The organism is Micromonospora sp. AKA38 (assembly GCF_027925725.1).
Taxonomy (GTDB): domain Bacteria; phylum Actinomycetota; class Actinomycetes; order Mycobacteriales; family Micromonosporaceae; genus Micromonospora.
The window spans coordinates 1,333,922-1,351,074 of the sequence record NZ_BNEI01000003.1; the positions used below are offsets into that span (position 1 = coordinate 1,333,922).

At 72.5% G+C, this 17,153-nt stretch carries 13 protein-coding genes; 3 read left to right on the forward strand and 10 right to left on the reverse strand.

Annotation, left to right across the window (positions count from 1 at the left end; translation table 11 throughout):
* The first annotated feature begins 93 nt into the window (after positions 1–93).
* Positions 94–918 carry a hypothetical protein gene (locus tag TPA0908_RS14765; RefSeq protein WP_281938216.1) on the forward strand — a complete coding sequence of 275 codons (825 nt, stop codon included), beginning with the start codon at positions 94–96 and terminating at the stop codon, positions 916–918.
* Between the two features lie 57 nt (positions 919–975).
* Here the strand turns inward: TPA0908_RS14765 and TPA0908_RS14770 are convergent, their stop codons facing one another.
* The 7 genes from TPA0908_RS14770 to TPA0908_RS14800 all read right to left on the reverse strand — a co-directional run bounded on the left by TPA0908_RS14770 (position 976) and on the right by TPA0908_RS14800 (position 10,591).
* Positions 976–2,094 carry a branched-chain amino acid ABC transporter permease gene (locus TPA0908_RS14770; RefSeq protein WP_281938218.1) on the reverse strand — a complete coding sequence of 373 codons (1,119 nt, stop codon included), beginning with the start codon at positions 2,092–2,094 and terminating at the stop codon, positions 976–978.
* Entirely contained in the window at positions 2,091–2,981 is an 891-nt protein-coding gene (locus TPA0908_RS14775; RefSeq protein WP_281938220.1) for a branched-chain amino acid ABC transporter permease, read from the reverse strand. The genes TPA0908_RS14770 and TPA0908_RS14775 overlap by 4 nt, the downstream gene beginning before the upstream one ends.
* Complete coding sequence (locus tag TPA0908_RS14780) at positions 2,978–3,706, reverse strand: ABC transporter ATP-binding protein (protein WP_281938221.1); 729 nt, start codon at positions 3,704–3,706, stop codon at positions 2,978–2,980. The genes TPA0908_RS14775 and TPA0908_RS14780 overlap by 4 nt, the downstream gene beginning before the upstream one ends.
* Positions 3,703–4,446, reverse strand: a complete 744-nt coding sequence (locus TPA0908_RS14785; protein ID WP_281938223.1) for an ABC transporter ATP-binding protein — start codon at positions 4,444–4,446, stop codon at positions 3,703–3,705. The genes TPA0908_RS14780 and TPA0908_RS14785 overlap by 4 nt, the downstream gene beginning before the upstream one ends.
* Positions 4,447–4,449: 3 nt before the next feature.
* Positions 4,450–5,652, reverse strand: a complete 1,203-nt coding sequence (locus TPA0908_RS14790; RefSeq protein ID WP_281938225.1) for a substrate-binding domain-containing protein — start codon at positions 5,650–5,652, stop codon at positions 4,450–4,452.
* Between the two features lie 290 nt (positions 5,653–5,942).
* The gene (locus TPA0908_RS14795) at positions 5,943–8,867 is read right to left on the reverse strand and encodes a VWA domain-containing protein (RefSeq protein WP_281938226.1); all 2,925 of its coding nucleotides are present in this window, start codon (positions 8,865–8,867) and stop codon (positions 5,943–5,945) included.
* 605 nt (positions 8,868–9,472) lie between these two features.
* Entirely contained in the window at positions 9,473–10,591 is a 1,119-nt protein-coding gene (locus tag TPA0908_RS14800; RefSeq protein WP_281938227.1) for a glycerophosphodiester phosphodiesterase, read from the reverse strand.
* Between the two features lie 106 nt (positions 10,592–10,697).
* Here TPA0908_RS14800 and TPA0908_RS14805 point away from each other — a divergent pair, with 106 nt between their 5' ends.
* Complete coding sequence (locus tag TPA0908_RS14805) at positions 10,698–12,032, forward strand: TrkH family potassium uptake protein (protein ID WP_281938229.1); 1,335 nt, start codon at positions 10,698–10,700, stop codon at positions 12,030–12,032.
* Positions 12,022–12,690 (forward strand): potassium channel family protein, encoded by a 669-nt coding sequence (locus tag TPA0908_RS14810; RefSeq protein ID WP_281938230.1) that lies wholly within the window; start codon positions 12,022–12,024, stop codon positions 12,688–12,690. Before TPA0908_RS14805 ends, TPA0908_RS14810 begins: the two co-directional genes overlap by 11 nt.
* Positions 12,691–12,770: 80 nt before the next feature.
* Here TPA0908_RS14810 and TPA0908_RS14815 read toward each other — a convergent pair whose 3' ends face one another.
* From TPA0908_RS14815 to TPA0908_RS14825, 3 genes are all read right to left on the reverse strand, one after another.
* Positions 12,771–14,399, reverse strand: a complete 1,629-nt coding sequence (locus TPA0908_RS14815; protein WP_281938232.1) for a serine/threonine-protein kinase — start codon at positions 14,397–14,399, stop codon at positions 12,771–12,773.
* Positions 14,400–14,470: 71 nt separating this feature from the next.
* Positions 14,471–16,024, reverse strand: coding sequence for a fused MFS/spermidine synthase (locus TPA0908_RS14820; protein WP_281938233.1), 1,554 nt, complete (start codon positions 16,022–16,024; stop codon positions 14,471–14,473).
* Between the two features lie 36 nt (positions 16,025–16,060).
* Positions 16,061–17,101, reverse strand: a complete 1,041-nt coding sequence (locus TPA0908_RS14825) for a coiled-coil domain-containing protein (RefSeq protein WP_374709211.1) — start codon at positions 17,099–17,101, stop codon at positions 16,061–16,063.
* Between the last annotated feature and the right edge of the window lie 52 nt (positions 17,102–17,153).

Here is a 17,153-nt window from a genome sequence, read left to right on the forward strand (position 1 = left end):
CAGTCGGACGGCAGCATATCGGCAGTGGAACGGCGATGGCGGCCTGCGAAGCTTCCCCGGCAACAGCCACCTGGGAAAGTGAGTCGAACGAAGATGACGCAGCGAAACGGCACCGCCGCGACCGTCCGGCGGATCGGGCTCCGCGCGGCCGCCGTGCTGGCCACCACCGCACTGGCCGCCGGGTGCGGCGCCGGGGACGCCTCCGAGGGCGCCGGCCCCGCGCCGACCCCGTCGGCGGACCCGAAGGCCGCCCTGCTGGCCGCCGTGCCGACCGAGCAGGACCCGGCGTTCCGGTTCCTGCTCCAGGACGGCGCCGACAAGTTCACCGGCGTGCTGGACCCGGCCACCGAGGCCATGGACCTCGCCGTCAAACAGCGGAACGACGACCCGAAGTTCACCATGGACATGACGTTCCGGTGGATCGACGAGGCGCTGTGGATGCGGATCAAGCTGACCGGCCTCACCGACGTACCCGACTCGCTCAGGCTGCCCAAGCGCTGGATGGCGATGGACCGCGACAAGCTGAAGGACGAGTCCAGCATCCCGGCCTACCAGGGCGCCGACCCGGGCAACACCGCCGCCGTCATCCGCACCGCGGACACGGTCGAGGCCAAGGGTGACGGCACGTACACCGGGCTCGCCGACCTGACCGACAACGCCGACGTGCAGAGCACGTTCGACAACGTGGACCTGACGGCGCTGGGCGAGGCGGGGAAGAGGGTGCCGTTCACCGCCGTCGTCGGGGCGGACGGCAACCTGGCCTCGCTGACCCTGAACGTGCCGGCGGCCGGCAAGCAGAAGGCGATGAAGCTGATCACCAGGTACTACGACTACGGCAAGGCCCCGAAGATCGCCGAGCCCACCGGGGACCAGGTGCAGAAGGCGCCGGCCCTGGTGTACGAGATGCTCAACGGCTGACCCGCGACCAGCGCGACGGGCGGCGGCCACACGGGGGGCCGCCGCCCGTCGCGGCGGTCAGCGGCGCGGGCGCAGCGCGGTCCCGAGGGGGGCCAGTCGGGTGCGCAGGCTGGCCAGGCCGCCGGGGAAGAAGTACACCGCCAGGATGAACACGGTGCCCAGGACGAACAGCGGCTGGCTCAGCGGGTGACTGAGGAACGCGGGCAGGCTGTTCACCGCGTCGCTGCTGCCGAACGCGGTGAGCCGGTGATCCAGGTACATGTAGAGGACGCCGCCCAGCACCGGCCCCCACCGGGTGCCCGGGCCACCGAGCACCACCATCACCAGCAGCGACAGCGTCAGCTCGGACGACGTGATGTGCGGGCTGGCACCGCCCACGATCAGCACGTAGACCACCCCGCCGGCGCTGGCCAGACCGCCGGCCAGGGTGAACGCGACAAGCTTGAACCGGTACGGGTCGAGCCCGAGCACCCCGATCCGGCGCTCGTCGTCGCGCAGCCCGGCCAGCACCCGCCCGGTCGGCGAGCCGCTGACCCGGTGCACCACCAGCACCACCAGCGCCAGGTACGCCAGCGCCAGCCAGTAGAGGTTGACCGTGTTGGTGACGCCGACGAGCGCCGACGGCAGCCCGGACACGTCCAGCGGCAGCCCCTCCTCGCCGCCGGTCAGCCCGCCGAAGTCGCGGGCCACCAGGATCGCCCCGACCTGCGCGAACGCCAGCGTCACCATGGCGAACGCGATGCCCACGGTGCGCAGCGCCACCGCGCCGAGCAGCGCGGCCAGCGTGGTGCCGCCGGCCACGGTGAGCACGGCGGCCTGCCACAGCGGCAGCCCGGCCTTGGTGACCAGGATGTCGGTGCCGTAGACGCCGGCGGCGAAGTAGAGCGCGTGCCCGAAGGAGAGCATGCCGGTGCGCCCGAACAGCAGGTCGTAGCCGGCCGCGAGCCCGCCGAAGACCAGGCAGATGGCGAGCAGTTGCAGCGTGCCCGGCGAGTTCAGCGGCCCCTCGAAGATGCCGGGCAGGTTCACCGTCGAGTACGGCAGGACCGCGGCCACCACCAGCGCGACAAGCGGCAGGTACGGACGCAGCCCGTGCCAGCGGGAGGGCCCGGGGGTCAACTCGTCGGGCACCGTGGCCGGCGGCGCGGGCACCTCGGCACTCTTGACCTCGGTCATGCGTGAGCCACCTTTCCGGCCAGGCCCTGCGGACGCAGCAGCAGCACCACGGCGAGCAGGCCGACGACGCACAGGTCGCCCAGCCCGGACGTGCCGTAGTAGTTGACGAACTGTTGCAGCAGCCCCACCGCGACCGCCGCGTACGCGGAGCCGACGACCGAGCCCATTCCGCCGATCACCACCACGATGAACGCGAAGATCAGCAGCGAGCCGCCCTGTCCGGGTGAGACGGTGCCGAAGTAGACGCCGCCGAGCGCGCCGGCCAGCGCGGCGGCGGCCCCGCCGATCGCGAAGACCAGCGTGAACGCCTTGCGCACGTCGATGCCGAGCGCGGTCACCATCTCCCGGTTCTCCACGCCGGCCCGGATGATCAGGCCGTACCGGGTCCAGCGCAGGAACGCCAGCAGCGCGCCGAGCACCAGCACCGCGGCGACGATCAGCAGCAGCCCGGCGTTCGGCACCTGCGCGCCGAGCACCGCTGTCACGTTCCGGCTCCAGTCGGGGCGCGGGAACGTGCGCGGGTCCGCGCCCCAGGTGGCCTGGAGCAGCGCCACGCCGGCCAGCGACAGGCCGACGGTGACCAGCACCTGTTCGATGGTGCGGGAGTAGAGCGGCCGGATCAGCACCAGCTCGACCAGCACCGCGACCAGCGAGCCGGCCAGCACGCCGAACAGCACCGCGACCACGAAGCCGAGGCCGTCCGGCCCGGCGCCGGGCAGGTTGCCGGCCGCCCACCAGGTCGCGTACGCGCCGACGCCGAGGAACAGGCCGTGCGCGAAGTTGAGCACGTCGGCGAGGCCGAAGACCAGGGACAGGCCGGACGCGACGAGGAAGTAGAGCGCCGCCAGGCCGAGCCCGGTCAGCGTCAACAGGACCACGGTGTTCATGAGTGCACCTCCGCCGAACCCACGCCGAGCAGCGACTTCGTCAGCGCGGTCTCCAGCAGCAGCTCACCGGCGGCGCCGGTCCAGGCGACCCGGCCGGCGGAGAGCACCACCGCGTCGGACGCCAGCCGTCGCACCACCGCCAGGTTCTGCTCGACCAGCAGCACCGGCACCGATTCCGCGACCCGTTCCAGCACCTCGGCCACCTCGGTCACCACCTTCGGCGCCAACCCCTTGGTCGGCTCGTCGACCAGCAGCAGCCGGTTGTCGTTGAGCAGCACCCGGCCGATGGCGAGCATCTGCTGCTGCCCGCCGGAGAGCGAACCGGCCCGTTGCCGTCCGCGCCGGTCCAGCTCCGGGAAGAGCGCGAAGACCTTGTCGTACGCCGGGGTGGTGCCCCGCCGCTCGGCCAGCCGCAGGTTCTCCGCGACGGTGAGCCCGGCGAAGACGCACCGGTCCTCCGGCACGTAGCCGAGCCCGTCGCGGACCAGCCGGTGGGTGGGGCGGGCGAGCAGGCTCCGCGCGCCCATCCGCACCGTGCCGCGCACCTCGCCGCCCCGGGGGGTGAGCCCGACGATCGCGCGCAGCGTGGTGGTCTTGCCGACGCCGTTGCGCCCGAGCAGCACCGTGACGCCGGTCGGCGCCACCTCGAACGACACGCCCTGGAGGATGTGCAGTCCGGCGATCCGCACCGACAGGTCCTCGACGCTGAGAACGGGTTCACTCACAGTGACTCCCCCAGATAAGCCTCCTGCACGGTGGCGTTCGCCATCACCGTGTCCGGGGTGTCGCAGGCCAGCAGCGCGCCGTGGTGCATCACGGCGATCCGGTCGGCCAGTTCCAGGATCACGTCCATGTGGTGCTCCACCATGAGCACCGCCCGGCCGCTGTCCCCGGTCAGCGACTTGATCACGCGGACCAGCTCCGGCACGTCCTCGGCGCTCACCCCGGCCATCGGCTCGTCCAGCAGCATCACCCGGGGCTCCGCGGCGAGCAGCAGCGCGATCTCCAGCTTGCGTTTCTCGCCGTGGGCGAGCGTGCCGGCCAGCGCCGTACCCCGGTGGTGCAGGCCGACCCGGTCGAGCGCCGCGTCGGCGGCGGCGGCCACGTCCCGGTCGGCCGCCGCCCGCCGCCACAGCTTCATCGAGCCACCCCGGTGCGCCTGTACGGCGAGCCGGACGTTCTCCCGGACCGTCAGCGAACCGAAGACCGAGGACGCCTGGAAGGTGCGCCCCAGACCGAGCCGGGCCCGCCGGTGCGGCGGGAGCGTGGTGACGTCCGCGCCGTCCAGCAGGATCTTCCCTTCGGTGGGCCGGCGCAGGCCGGTGATCAGGTTGAACAGCGAGGTCTTGCCGGCGCCGTTGGGCCCGATCACGCCGAGGAACTCCCCCGGCGCCAGATCGAGGTAGACGGAGTCGACGATGGCGACCTCACCGATCCGCCAGGTCAGACCGCGGGTGGCGAGCATCGGTCAGCCCTTCATCTGCGCGACCGGCGGCGCGCTCTCGTCACCGGTGAGCGTCTTCTGCGCGGTGGCCGTGAACGCGGTGCCGCTGCCGGTGAGCTTGGCCTGGTACATCGGCTGGAGCAGCGCGTGGTCCTCGGCGCGGATCTTCATGGTGCCCTTGACGCCCTCGAACTCCCAGCCCTCCAGCGCGGTGACCATCTTCTCCACGTCGTCGCCGCCCTCCTGCACCGCGCGCACGACCATCTGCGCGGCGGCGAACCCGTCCGGGTGGAACAGGTCGAGCGTGCCGCCGGGGATCTTCGCCTTGGCGGCCTTGGCGGCCTCGGTGTCGCTGGCCCCGTCGAAGTAGTGCGACAGGAACGAGATCTTGCTGCCGGCCGCGCCGAACGTCGGCCAGGAGGCGCGGATGTCCAGCCCGGTGACGACCGTGGTGGCGGCGAGCACGCCCTGCTGGTCGAGCGTCTGCCACATGGCACCGGCGGTGGTGCCGGCCCAGGCGACGAAGAGCAGGTCCGGCTTGGCGGCCTTGATCTGGCTGGCGAACGGCGTGAACTCGGTGGCGCTGGCCGGCGCGCGGACGCTGCTCACGGTCGCGCCGGCGCCGCCGATCACGGCCTTCACGGCGGCCTCGTTGGCGTCGCCGAACGCGCCGTCCTGGGCGAACACCACGACCTTCTTGCCGGCCGCGTCGCCGATGAACGACTTGGCGGTCACCACGTCCTGCCAGGACTGCCGGCCGGAGCGGAACGTGTACTTGTTCGCGCCGGTGACCGCGTCGGTGGCGGCCGGGCCGGAGATGAACAGCACCTTGTTCTGCGCCGCGATCGGGGCCACCTGGAGCGCCACCCCGGAGGAGGTGGACCCGGCGATGATCTTCGTGCCCTTGCCGATCAGGTCCTTGGCGGCGGAGACGGCCTTGGCCGGGTCGCCCGCGTCGTCGGCCTCGCTCAGCTCGATCTTCCGGTCGCCGACCTTGCCGGTGCCCTTGGTGGCGAAGTCGAGGCCGGCCTTGAACCCCTCGATGTACTGCTTGCCGTAACTGGCCAGCGGCCCGGACTGGGAGTAGACCAGGCCGACCTTGACCGGCGCGGCGTCGCCGCCGCCGGAGGCGGTGTCCTGCGGGCTGCCACACGCCGTGGCGGCCAGCGCGGCCGCCATCATCGTGGCGGCGGAAAGGAACACCCGTCGCGTGTGCCGGATCGTCATTGCGACTCCAGGTGAGGACAGGAGGATTGTCAGTTGTCGGCTCACGCTAGAAGTGACGTCACCCACGAGCTATGTGGTCGACGCACACAAGTGCCCGGGACGGGATGGCCGCACGTTACAACCCCGGACACCAGCACGTAACCCGGCCGACCCGGGATGGCCCGTCCCACCACGCGGAACGCGGCCACGGTGTCGCCCCCGCCCATCGCGCCCCGCGTACGCGCGGCGGCCCGGCGGGGAACTCCCCGCCGGGCCGCCCGGTCAGCCGGTCACCGGCCGACGCCTCCTCCTCACATCGTCCGGCGTCGCCGCCAACCCAGGACGGTCAGCACCACACCGGCCGTCGTCGTCAGCGCGCCGCCACCGATCAGTCCGGTCAGCTTCATGCCGGTGACCGGCAGATGCTTGCCCGGGTGGAACGGCGGGAACGGCTTCGCCGCCATCCGGTTCGTGAAGGTGCAGGTGATGTCCTGCCCCCGGGCCGGGGTGACCACGCCGTCCAGCACCGGCACCCGGCTGTCGGTGCCGGTCAGCACGCACTCCGGCGGCCCGGCCTGCTGGTAGCCCGCCGGGCCACCGGACTCGCTCAGCCGGTAGCCGACGCCGACCCGCACCGGCACCGAGGTGACCTCGGGGCTGCCGGACGGGCCGCTGATCGGGGTCGCCGCGTTGGTCGGTGCCGCGGTCAGCGTCCACTCGGTCGGGGCGGCCCTGCCCCAGACCTTCTTGACCAGGGTCAGGTGTGCCCCGTTCGGGTCGAGCTGGCCGTTACGCCAGGTGCAGGTGTACGCGCGGTCCGCGGCCGGGGTGAGCACGTTGCCCGGTGTGGGCGCCGGCTCGCCGGTGTCGTTGAAGACGCAACGCAACTCCGTCAGCTCGTACCCGGCCGGACCGCCGCTCTCGCTGAGGCCGTACGGCACGCCGGCCGTCACCTCGGCGTCGGTCACCGCCGGCTCGCCGCTGCGCCCGCTGACCGGGGTCGCGCCGGAGCCCTGCGGCGGGGTGGCGCTGAGCACCCAGTCGGTCGGCTTCGCGGTGCCGCCATGGGTGTTGCGCACCTCCTTGACCAGGGTCACCTGTGCCGGCTGGGCCTGGTTGACCGCGATGCAGACCACGGTCTGGCCGATCTGCACGGCCACCTGGCCGTTCTCGCCGCCGAAGTCGGGGCTGACGCCCGGTCCGCTGCGGTCGCGGACCCCGCAACTCCAGCTACCGGTGGCCGGCGGCTCGATCACCGCGCCCGGCACCACGGTCTGGGTGAAACCGGGAACGGTGCTCTCACCGAGCGAGTAGACGGCGCCCTCGACGACCGGGTGGGCCGGGTCGCCGCTCTTCACCGTGAACCCGTTCGGCCCGTACGCGGTCAGGTCCCAGGCCGTCGCCGGCGGCGCGGGCGGACCGTACGGGTTCTGCACGGACTTGGCCAGGATCAGCTTCGTCTCGCAGGTCACCGTGTTGGTGATCTGGTAGGTGTTGGTGCCGGCGGCGAGCGTCTGCTCACCGAGGTCGCCGCTGGCCGTGTTGGTGCACCCGGGCGGCAGCGCGGTGACGGTCTCGTCGATGACGACCGACTGCCCCGCCCGGAAGGTGCCGTACGCGACACCCCAGGCCGGCTGGTCCACGCCGGGCAGCACCAGCGCGGCCTGGATGGAGACGTCCTGCCGCGGGTCGGGGACGCTCTGCCCGTTGACCACCCAGGTCTTGTTCACCACCACGGTCGCCGGCTGCGGCTCGGCCTGGTTGATCATCACGCAGGCCACCGCGTCGTTGGCCAGCGCGTTGACGCTGAACCCGAACTCGCCGTTGTTGGCCACCAGCACCGGTTGGCCGCTGGCCGTGCAGGTGGCGTTGACGCCGTCCTGCTGGACCAGCGAATATCCGGCCTGCGGGGTCTCCGCGATCGCCACCGCCCGGCTGGGCTGCCCGTTCAGGTCGAATGCGAGGTTGACCGCGCCGGTGGAGGTGTCGGTGACGGCGCTCGGCGGGGTCACCCCGGTGCTGCTCGACGAGATGGTCCAACCACCGGTCGGCTGCGGGTCACCGCCGCCCGGTGGGATCACCAACTTGACCACGCTGACCGTGCCCCGGCAGTTGTCCAGGGCGAGTTCCCGGAAGACGGCGGCGAGTTGGTCGTAGTCGGTCTGGTAGTAGTCCGAGTTGGCGACCGGCCCGGAGATCGCGACCAGGTTGTCGGGCGCGCCGGAGACTCCGGTGCCCACACCGACCGCCACGACCCGGGTCCCCTTGGCCTTGACCGCGTTGGCGGCGAAGATGCCGTTCTCCACCTCGACGAACCGGGTGAAGCTGCCGGTTCCCTGGACCGGCGGCGGGCCGTACACGGTGGGGTTGCCGTCGGTCAGGATGATCACGGCGTCGTAGTCGTAGGGCGCGGCGGCGACTTGCCACAGCCCCTGGTCCCAGTTGGTGGTGCCACCGGCGGTGAGGCCGTTGATCGCCGCCTTGACCGTGTTCGCGCCGCTCTGGTCGGAGACCGGGATCGGGTTGAGCACCGCGGCGGCGTCGGTCGCGAACGTGTAGAGCGCGACCTGGGACGGGGTGCCGGTCAACGCGTCGACGAAGCCGTTCGCCGCGTTCTTGACCACCGGCAGGTCGGGCCGGATCGACCCGGACACGTCGATCAGCAGCGCGACGCGCAGGCCGCACGAGGCGGGCAGGGCCGGGTTGTCCCGCTCGTCGGCCCACACCGCGCCACGCGCGGTCCGGTTCGTGTTTCCGGTGGTCACCGCCGGGAAGGTGTACGTCCGGTTGTTGGCCACCGCCCCGGTGAACACTCCGTTGTACGGCGTGGACTGGTAGGGCGCGCTGCCGCCGTTGCCGGTGACCAGGCTGTCGACGATCCGCCAGCCGTTCGGCGCGCTGCGCTCGACGATCCAGTAGCCCTGGTTGGTGCCGGTCCGTCCCGGCACGTCGACCGAGCACCTGCCGCTGGCGTCGGTGGTGCAGGACGCGGCCGGCGTGGCACCCGGGCCGGGTCGGGTCCCGCTGACGCCCGCGTAGAAGTCGAAGGTGGCGCCGGCCAGCGGCCCGACGGTCTGTTCGCCGGTGCGGTCGCCGCCCTTGTCGACGACGAGCGTCGCGTTGTTGGCGTCGGCGGCGCGCGCCGGCGTCGCCGCATGCGGTCCCACCAGCGGCACCAGGCCGCCCACCAGAGTCAGGACGGCGGTGGCGCACCAGCGGCGCCGCCCACGTGTCATCGTGAGAATGGACATTCACAACCCCCGTACACGCCTGCCCTTGCCGCAGGACAACCAGGTCAGTATTGGGGAATATGTCCGTTTTTCGGAACGCTTTGCTGATGGTGAGCGTCCGTCACCTCCGCCCGGCGCGACAGCCTCCGGCCCCTAGCAACTTGAGGGCGTAAACGACTCACGCCCAGGCCCGCCAACAGGTCACGCCGGGCCCACAGGTTCACGCCGAACCTACTCCGTTCGTGTTCCACCCGTCGGCTGGGCGGGCCGTGACTGGCACGCGCCCAGGGCGACCCGTTTCCGCCATCAGGTTGTCAGGCAGCGCACCGGCACTTCCCTCGCCCGCCCTCCAGAGCTGACAGCAGCAACGACTCGCCCGTCGATCCGCGTGGCCCGAAGCCACAACCGGGCGCACGACAGAACCACCGCCGAGGCTTCCTCGGGAAGCCCCGCATCCGCGGCAGCGACGACCGCGGTGGCCGGCGGCGCAGCCTGAGTCGTTTCTGCTGTCAGCTCCAAAGGGCGGGCGAGGGGAAGTGCCGGTGCGCGAGCCGAACGCACGTCGGGGCGCCCGCATTGCGCGGGCGCCCCGACGGGGCGAGAAGCGGGCGTCAGCGGCCGGCGCGGGCGGCCACCGCCGTGTCCGGCTGGTCGGCGAACGCGCCGTCCAGGCCCAGGTCGAAGAAGAGTTCGTACTCGGACGTGATGTCACCGCGGGCGTTCGGGTCGGCGCCGAGCCGGAAGTCGGCCGGCAGGAACTGGTTCTCGGCGCGGAACGTCCAGGCGTGCACCACCAGGTGCAGCCGGTGCGCGTCCCGGATCACCGAGGTCGGCGCCAACAGCCGGCCGGCGGCGTCGCGGGGCACGATCAGGTTCTTGTTCAGGCCGACGCCGTCGGCGTACCGGGACACCCAGGCCAGGCCCGCGGCGGTGGCCAGATCGGCGTAGGTCCGGCGGTCCCCGGCCGCGGTGAAGTCGTAGGGTGCGCCGGTCGCGTCCATGAGCTGCACCAGCCGCACGTCGGTCATCGTGTCGAGCTTGCGCAGGTTGGCGGTCTCGAAGCTCTGCACGAAGACCGGGTCGTCGCGGCGGGTCAGCTTGTTCTTCCGGAGCGTCGCGACCAGCGGCTCCTCCAGCGCGCGCCCGATCGACGCGAAGTAGGTCGGGTGCTTCGTCTCCGGGTAGATGCCGATGGTCCGGCCGCGCGCCTTCGACTCGGCCCGCGCCAGGTCGATGACCTCCTGGAACGTCGGGATCTCGAACTGGCCGTCGAACGCGGTGTTGGTCACCCGCACCTGGGGCAGCCGCTCCTTGGCGCGCAGCGTCTTCAGCTCGGCGAGCGTGAAGTCCTCGGTGAACCAGCCGGTCACCGCCACCCCGTCGATGGTCTTCGTGGCCCGGCGGACGGCGAACTCGGGGTGGGCCGCCACATCCGTCGTACCGGAGATCTCGTTCTCGTGCCGGGCGACCAGGACGCCGTCCTTCGTCGACACCAGGTCCGGCTCGATGAAGTCGGCGCCCTGCCGGATCGCGAGCCGGTAGGACTCCAGGGTGTGCTCCGGGCGGTAGCCGCTCGCGCCGCGATGACCGATCACGATCGGCCGTTGGGTCGCGCGGGGGCGCTCGGCGCGCGGGTCCGGGCCGGCCTGGGCGGCCACGGCCGGCACCACCACGGCCGCGGCCGCGAGCAGCGCGCCGGCCACGCCGAGGGCAGAAAGGGTACGTCGCAACGCCGTCTCCTGTCGTCGATGGGTACGCACAGCAGACCCGGCGTGGTTGACGTCCAGTTGGTCGGTTCCTGACCTGCGGGTGAATCTCCGGACGGAAGATGACCTGGTGCGCCGCCTGCTCCGGAAGCCGGTCCGGCTGGTGCCGCTCGGATTCCTGGCGGTGATCCTGGTCGGCACCGGGCTGCTCATGCTGCCCTGGGCCACCCGTACGCAGCACTGGACGCCGTTCGAGACCGCGCTGTTCACGTCCACCTCGGCGGTCTCGGTGACCGGCCTGGCGGTGACCGACACCCCGAACTACTGGACCGACTTCGGGCTCGTGATGATCACCGTGCTCACGCAGCTCGGCGGCCTCGGCATCCTGACCGGCGCGTCCCTGCTGATCCTGGCCGTCTCCCGTCAGCTCGGACTGCGTAACCGGCTGCTGGTGCAGGCCGAGACCGCCGAGTTCGGCCTCGGCGACGTACGCCGGCTGCTGCTCCGCATCGCGGCCACCGTCTTCGTCACCGAGGCGCTGATGACCGCCGTGGTCGGCGGGCGCTTCTGGCTGGCCTACGACTACCCGCCGGGGCGGGCGCTCTGGTACGCGGTGTTCCACTCGGTCCAGGCGTTCAACAACGGCGGCTTCGCGCTCTACTCCGACGGGCTGGTCGCCTTCGCCCGGGACCCGTGGGTGGCGTTGCCGCTCGGCGCCGGCGCGATCATCGGCGGGCTCGGCTTCCCGGCGCTGTTCGAGGCGTTCCGGGAATGGCGCCGGCCGGGCGGCTGGGCGGTCGCCACCAAGCTCACCGTCTGGGGCAGCCTTGTGCTCACCGTCGGCGGCTTCGGCTACCTGCTGCTGGCCGAGTGGACCAACCCGGACACGATCGGCCGGTTCGACGTGCCGGGCAAGGTGCTGGCGACGTTCACCCAGATCGCGCTGAGCCGCACCGGCGGCTACGACGTGATCCACGTCGGGCAACTCACCGAGGAGAGCTACCCGATGCTCATCGGGCTGATGTTCATCGGCGGCGGCAGCGCCAGCACCGCCGGCGGCATCAAGGTCTCCACGTTCTTCCTGCTCGGCTTCGCCATCTGGGCGGAGCTGCGCGGCGAGCCGGACACCACGGTCGGGAACCGCCGGGTGTCCCCGGCCAGCCAGCGGCAGGCGCTGACGGTCGCGCTGCTCAGCGTGGCGCTGGTGGCCGGCGGCACGGTCGGCCTGATCGCGATGACCGCGCACGACCGCTTCTACGCCGCGATCTTCGAGGTCACCTCCGCGTTCAGCACCACCGGGCTGACCGTCGGCCTCACCCAGCGGCTGCCCGCGCCCGGCCAGTACCTGTTGACCGCGCTCATGTACGTCGGTCGGATCGGCCCGCTCACGCTCGGCTCGGCCATCGCGTTGAACACCCGACGACGTCTGTACCGCTACCCGGAGGAGCAACCCATTGTCGGCTAGACACTCGGACGACACCGGTGTCGTCGTGATCGGCCTGGGCCGATTCGGCTACCACCTCGCCCGCGCGCTGACGCGCCTCGACCACGAGGTGCTCGCCATCGACCGGAACCCGGCCCGGGTCCAGCGGTGGGCGGCCGAGCTGGACCGGGTGGTCCAGGCCGACGCCACCGAGGAGACGGCGTTGCGCCAGCTCGGCGTGGCGGACTTCGGCCGGGTGGTGGTGGCCATCGGCGCCTCGGTCGAGGCGAGCGTGCTCACCGTGCTGGCCCTGGCCGAGTTGGGCGTCCCGCAGATCTGGGCGCGGGCCACCTCGGAGAAACACGCCAAGATCCTGCACTCGGTCGGCGCGCACCACGTGGTGTTCCCGGAGGCGGAGACCGGTGAGCGGGTCGCCCACCTGATCGTCAGCCGGATGCTCGACTTCATCGAGTTCGGCGACGACTTCGCCATCGCCAAGGTGCGGGTGCCCGCGCCGCTTGTCGGACGCGCACTGCGCGAACTGTCCCCGCAGGAGCGGTACGGGGTGATGGTGGTCGGCGCGAAGCTGCCCGGCCAGCCGTTCCGCTACGCCGGGCCGGAGACGGTGCTGGCCCCGGAGAGCGTGCTCATCGTGGAGGGCAGCATCACCCAGGTGCAGCGCTTCGCGGCGCTGACCTGACCGGCGCGGACTCCGACCCGACCGTCAGCCCTTCGGTCCCTTGCCCTTGCCCTTGCCGTGCCCACCCCCCTTCGGCTGCTTCACTTCCCTTTTCCCTTGCCGCTCTCCTTGCCGCCCTTGCCCTTCGGCTTCGGCGGCTCGGCCTTGGGCTTCGGCGCCGGCTTCGCCCTGGTCGGCCCGCTCTTCGCGGCCGGCTTGGCGGCCGGCTTGACCGGTGCCTTCGTCGTCTTCGGCGCGGTGGTGATCGGCACCGAGCCGGCGATGCCCGACACCTGCACGCCGCACGTGCTGTTGTCGAGCTTGAACTCCACCGGCAGCGTGTTGCTCCCGGTGTAGCGCCCGCTCAAGGTGAGCTTCGTCGACGCGCCCGGCGCCAGCGTCGCGTCCGGCTTCGGGGCCGCCACCGACACGGTGCGCCCCACCTGCCGGACCGGTGGCTGCGCCGTGGTGACCGCCTGCTTGCCGGGGAAGCTGAAGCTCATCGTCCAGCCGCGCAGCTCCCGGGGGCCGGTGTTGGTCAGCGTCAACTCGGCGGAGAAGTCCCTACCGGTGTCGCGGCGCAGCGAGTAGTCGACCGCGCAGGGCACCGGCTCGGGCAGGCCCATCCGCGCCTCGGTCGGCTCCACCCCGCCGCTGGCCGGGCTCCGCGACGTCAGCCCCCACATCGTCGCGGTCACCGCGAGCAGGCCGGCGGCGGCCACCCCGGCCTCCACCCTGCGCCGCCGGGCCGCCGCCCCCCGGGTCCGGGTGCGGATCGCCGAGTACGGCACCGCGTCGGTCGCCGCCGACCAGGGCAGGATCGTGGTGCCTGCGTTCGCCATCAGCGCCGGGTCGATGCCGCCGAACGCCGGTGACACCGGCACGATCGACGCGATCCCCACCGCCTCGGCGAGCGTACGGGCCACCTCGGCGGTGGGCGGGCGGTCCTCGGGGCGCTTCGCCAGGCACCGCTGGACCAGCTCGGTCACCTGGCCGGGAAGGCCGGGCACCGGCGGCATCGGGTCCGGGTCGTGGTACATGTGCGCACGCAGCATCTCGGTGGTGGTGCTGGCCTGCCACGGCAGCCGGCCGGTGAGCATCCGGTAGAGCAGCAGGCCGACCGCGTAGATGTCGGTGGCGGGCGAGACGTGGCCGTTGTCCAGCCGTTCCGGGGCCAGGTAGGCGGGCGTGCCGAGCAGCGCGCCGTCCGGCCCCTTGTCGCTCTCCCCCACCAGCGCCGAGATCCCGAAGTCGACGACCTTCACGCCGGTCGCGGTGAGCATGACGTTGCCGGGTGTGACGTCCCGGTGCACCACGCCCCGGGCGTGCGCGGTGGCCAGCGCGGAGGCGACCTCCGCGCCGATGGTCAGCGCCTCCCGCCAGGGCAGTTGCCCGTCCCGGCCGAGCCGGCTGCTGAGCGGGCCGCCGTCGACCAGCTCCATGACCACGTACGGCACGGTCAGCCCGACCTGGACGGACTCGCCGTAGTCGTACACGTTGGTGATGTTGGGGTGGCAGAGCCGCGCGGCGGCCTGCGCCTCGACGCGGATCCGGTGCCGGAACGCCTTGTCGCTGGCGAGCCGGGAGGCGAGCACCTTCACCGCCACCTGCCGGCCGAGCACCTCGTCGTAGCCGCGCCAGACCACCGACATGCCGCCGGCGCCCAACTGCTCGACCAGGCGGTACCGCTCACCGAGCAGTTGCACGCCGTTCCTGACCGGTCCACCCATGGTCGGTGCAGTTGCCCGAAGTGGCCCCCGCTACACCTGAGCTGTCGGAATCGGTCAGAAACATCACCCGATCAGGCGGTCGCGAGGAGTTGGTCCACCGGGGCGTAGTCGTCGGTCAGCACCCGCGCGTCCCCGATCCACTCGGCGGTCGCCGCCTCGTCGAGCAGCTCGGCCGGCTCCGGAAGCGGCTTCAGGCCGGGCGGGATCGCGGCCAGCGGCAGCGGCGCGTCCGAGGCGACGATCACGAAGTTCGCGCCCTGCCGGCCGGCGACCGCGTCCGGCGGGGCGATCAGCGCGACGTGGTCGAACACGGCGGAGACGGTGGCCAGCTCGGCCCGGATGAACCGGCCCGGCGGGTAGTCGATGACGTTCTGCACGTAGATCCCGTCCGGGCGGAGCACCCGGCGGATGTCGGCGGCCATCTCCCGGGTGGCCAGGTGCCACGGCACCACCAGGTGGCCGAACGCGTCGCCGACGATGAAGTCCCGGCTGTCGGTCGGCTCGGCGCGCAGCAGCACCCGGGCGTCACCCACCCGGGCGGTCAGCTCCGGACCGGTCCGCAGGCCCAGCTCCCGCCGGTCCAGCTCGACCAGGCCGCCGTCGACCTCGAAGACCAGGTTGTCGGTGCCCGGCCGGGTGGCGGCCAGGTAACGCGGCACGGTGAAGCCGCCGCCGCCCAGGTGCAGCGCGTCCATCCGCTGCTCCGCCGGTCGCGCCACGTCCGCGACCAGGCCGATCCACTGGGTGTACGCGTACTCCAGGTGTCTCGGGTCGGTCAGATCGACGTAGGAGTGCTGGGCCGAGTTGAGGTAGAGCGTGCGCCCGTCCGTCCGGTCCGGGGCCGCCTCGACCCGGGCGCAGTGGTAGGCGGTCTCCACGTCGCACGGGTTCGGCGCCGCCGCGCTGAGCCCCGCGGCGGCGAGCCCGATCAGCGCCAGCGCCGCCTTCGCCCGGCCCGGCGTGGACAACGCCGCGCCGGAGCGTCGCCGCAACCAGAACCCGAGCACCAACCCGGTCACGCCGAGCACCGCGGCCAACGCCAGCACGATCACCGAACTGGGCAGCGCCGCCACCAGGATGAAGCCGGTGCCCAGCGTGGCGGTGATGCCGCCGAGCGTGCCGATGCTGGACAGCTTGCCGACCACCTGACCGGTGCGGCGCAGGTCGGCGAGCTGGAGCTTCACCACCAGCGGGGTGATCCCGGCCAGCAGCGCGGCCGGCAGCAGGACGGTCAGCGCGGTCAGCAGCAGCACCGCGCTTGCCGCGCCGCCGCGCAGCGCCTCACCGGCGTACCTGACGATGGGCAGGGTGACCGCGGTGGCGATGCCGGCCAGCACCAGCGCCGGGGCGAGCAGGGCGCGCGGGTCCCGCCGGTCGGCGAGCCACCCGCCCATCCACGCCCCGTACGCGATGGCGGCCAGCGCCATGCCGATGACCGAGCTGGTCACCTGGAGCGTCACCCCGACGTACGGGCCGACCAGGCGCAGCGAGACGGTCTCCAGCACCAGCACCGCCCCGCTGGAGAGGAAGACCAGGAAGGCGGCCAGCCCGTTCGGCAGGGCCCGCGGCGGGGCCGGCGCGTCGGTCGCCGGCGCGGTGACGAAATCGGACGATGTGCTGCTCACCGTGGCGAGGGTACGCGGCGTTCCTGACCGCCCGGGTCAGTACATCGAGATGTGAACATGGTTTGTGTGGTCGGCGGCCGGACTGCCGCCCCCGCTGTACGCCCGCCAACCGGTGTTCGGCATCCAGATCTGCCGGTACCAGATGACGTACATGATGCCGAGCCGGCCCGCGTTGTTCTTCGCCCAGTTGGCGAGGCTGTCGCCGTACGACTTGTCGCCGCCGGTCGCGGTCTTGTCCTCGAAGCCGCCGCTGGCGGCGGAGAAGTCGCAGGCCCGTCCCTTGGGGTGTTCGCCGCCGCCGCCGCTGCGGTGGCAGGACGCGTACCGCTTGTAGCCGGCGGCCTGGGCCTGCTGGAGCATGTGCAGCGTGCGCGGCGTGATGCAGCCGTCGGCCGGCGTCGGGTCGCTGACCGAGCAGGACTCCGACGGCCACGACCCGTCCGAGTTGCGCGGCGCCGGCTTGGCCGACGAGGAGCTGCCGCTGAACCCGGAGCCGGCGCCGGAGCTGACCTTGGCGAGCGCGACCTCGGCGTCCTTCTTCTTCTTGGCCAGCACGGCGAGCTGCTTCTGCTGCTCGCGCACCTCGGCGTCGAGGGCCAGCTTCGACTCGGTCGCCTCGGCCTTCGCGTCGGCCAGGTCACCGAGCCGCTTGCTGTCCCGGTGGGCCATCATGTCCAGCTCGGCGGCCCGGTGCAGGAAGTCGTCCGGCCCGGAGGCGGCCAGCAGCATCGACGCCGGGGTCAGCCGGCCCTGCCGGTAGGACTGCACGGCCACCTCACCGGCCTGGGCGGTCAGCCCGACCAGGCGTGCCTCGATGTCCTTGAGCTGGGCGGCCAGCGCGGTCTGCCGGCGCTTGGAGTTGTCCAGCCGGTTCTTGGCCTCGATGTGGCCCTTCGCCGCGGCTTCCAGCGCGTCCCGGAGCTTCTTGCTGCCGCCCTCGTCGGGGGCGTTCGGGCTGGGCGCGGCGGCGGCCGGGCCGGCGGTGGCGAGGCCGGCGCCGAGCAGCACGGCCGTCGCGGCGAGCAGCGCGAGCAGCGACCGGCGGACGCGCCGGCCGGTGAGCCTGGTCCTGGGCACGTGATGGTCCTTCCGTCGACCGCCGGCCCCCGATTCGACCGTGCGCGGCGGC

Coding starts and splice junctions, on each gene's coding strand:
- TPA0908_RS14765 (WP_281938216.1), top strand. CDS start 94: ATGACGCAGCGAAACGGCACCGCCGCGACCGTCCGGCGGATCGGGCTC.
- TPA0908_RS14770 (WP_281938218.1), bottom strand. CDS start 2,094: ATGACCGAGGTCAAGAGTGCCGAGGTGCCCGCGCCGCCGGCCACGGTG.
- TPA0908_RS14775 (WP_281938220.1), bottom strand. CDS start 2,981: ATGAACACCGTGGTCCTGTTGACGCTGACCGGGCTCGGCCTGGCGGCG.
- TPA0908_RS14785 (WP_281938223.1), bottom strand. CDS start 4,446: ATGCTCGCCACCCGCGGTCTGACCTGGCGGATCGGTGAGGTCGCCATC.
- TPA0908_RS14790 (WP_281938225.1), bottom strand. CDS start 5,652: ATGACGATCCGGCACACGCGACGGGTGTTCCTTTCCGCCGCCACGATG.
- TPA0908_RS14795 (WP_281938226.1), bottom strand. CDS start 8,867: ATGACACGTGGGCGGCGCCGCTGGTGCGCCACCGCCGTCCTGACTCTG.
- TPA0908_RS14815 (WP_281938232.1), bottom strand. CDS start 14,399: ATGGGTGGACCGGTCAGGAACGGCGTGCAACTGCTCGGTGAGCGGTAC.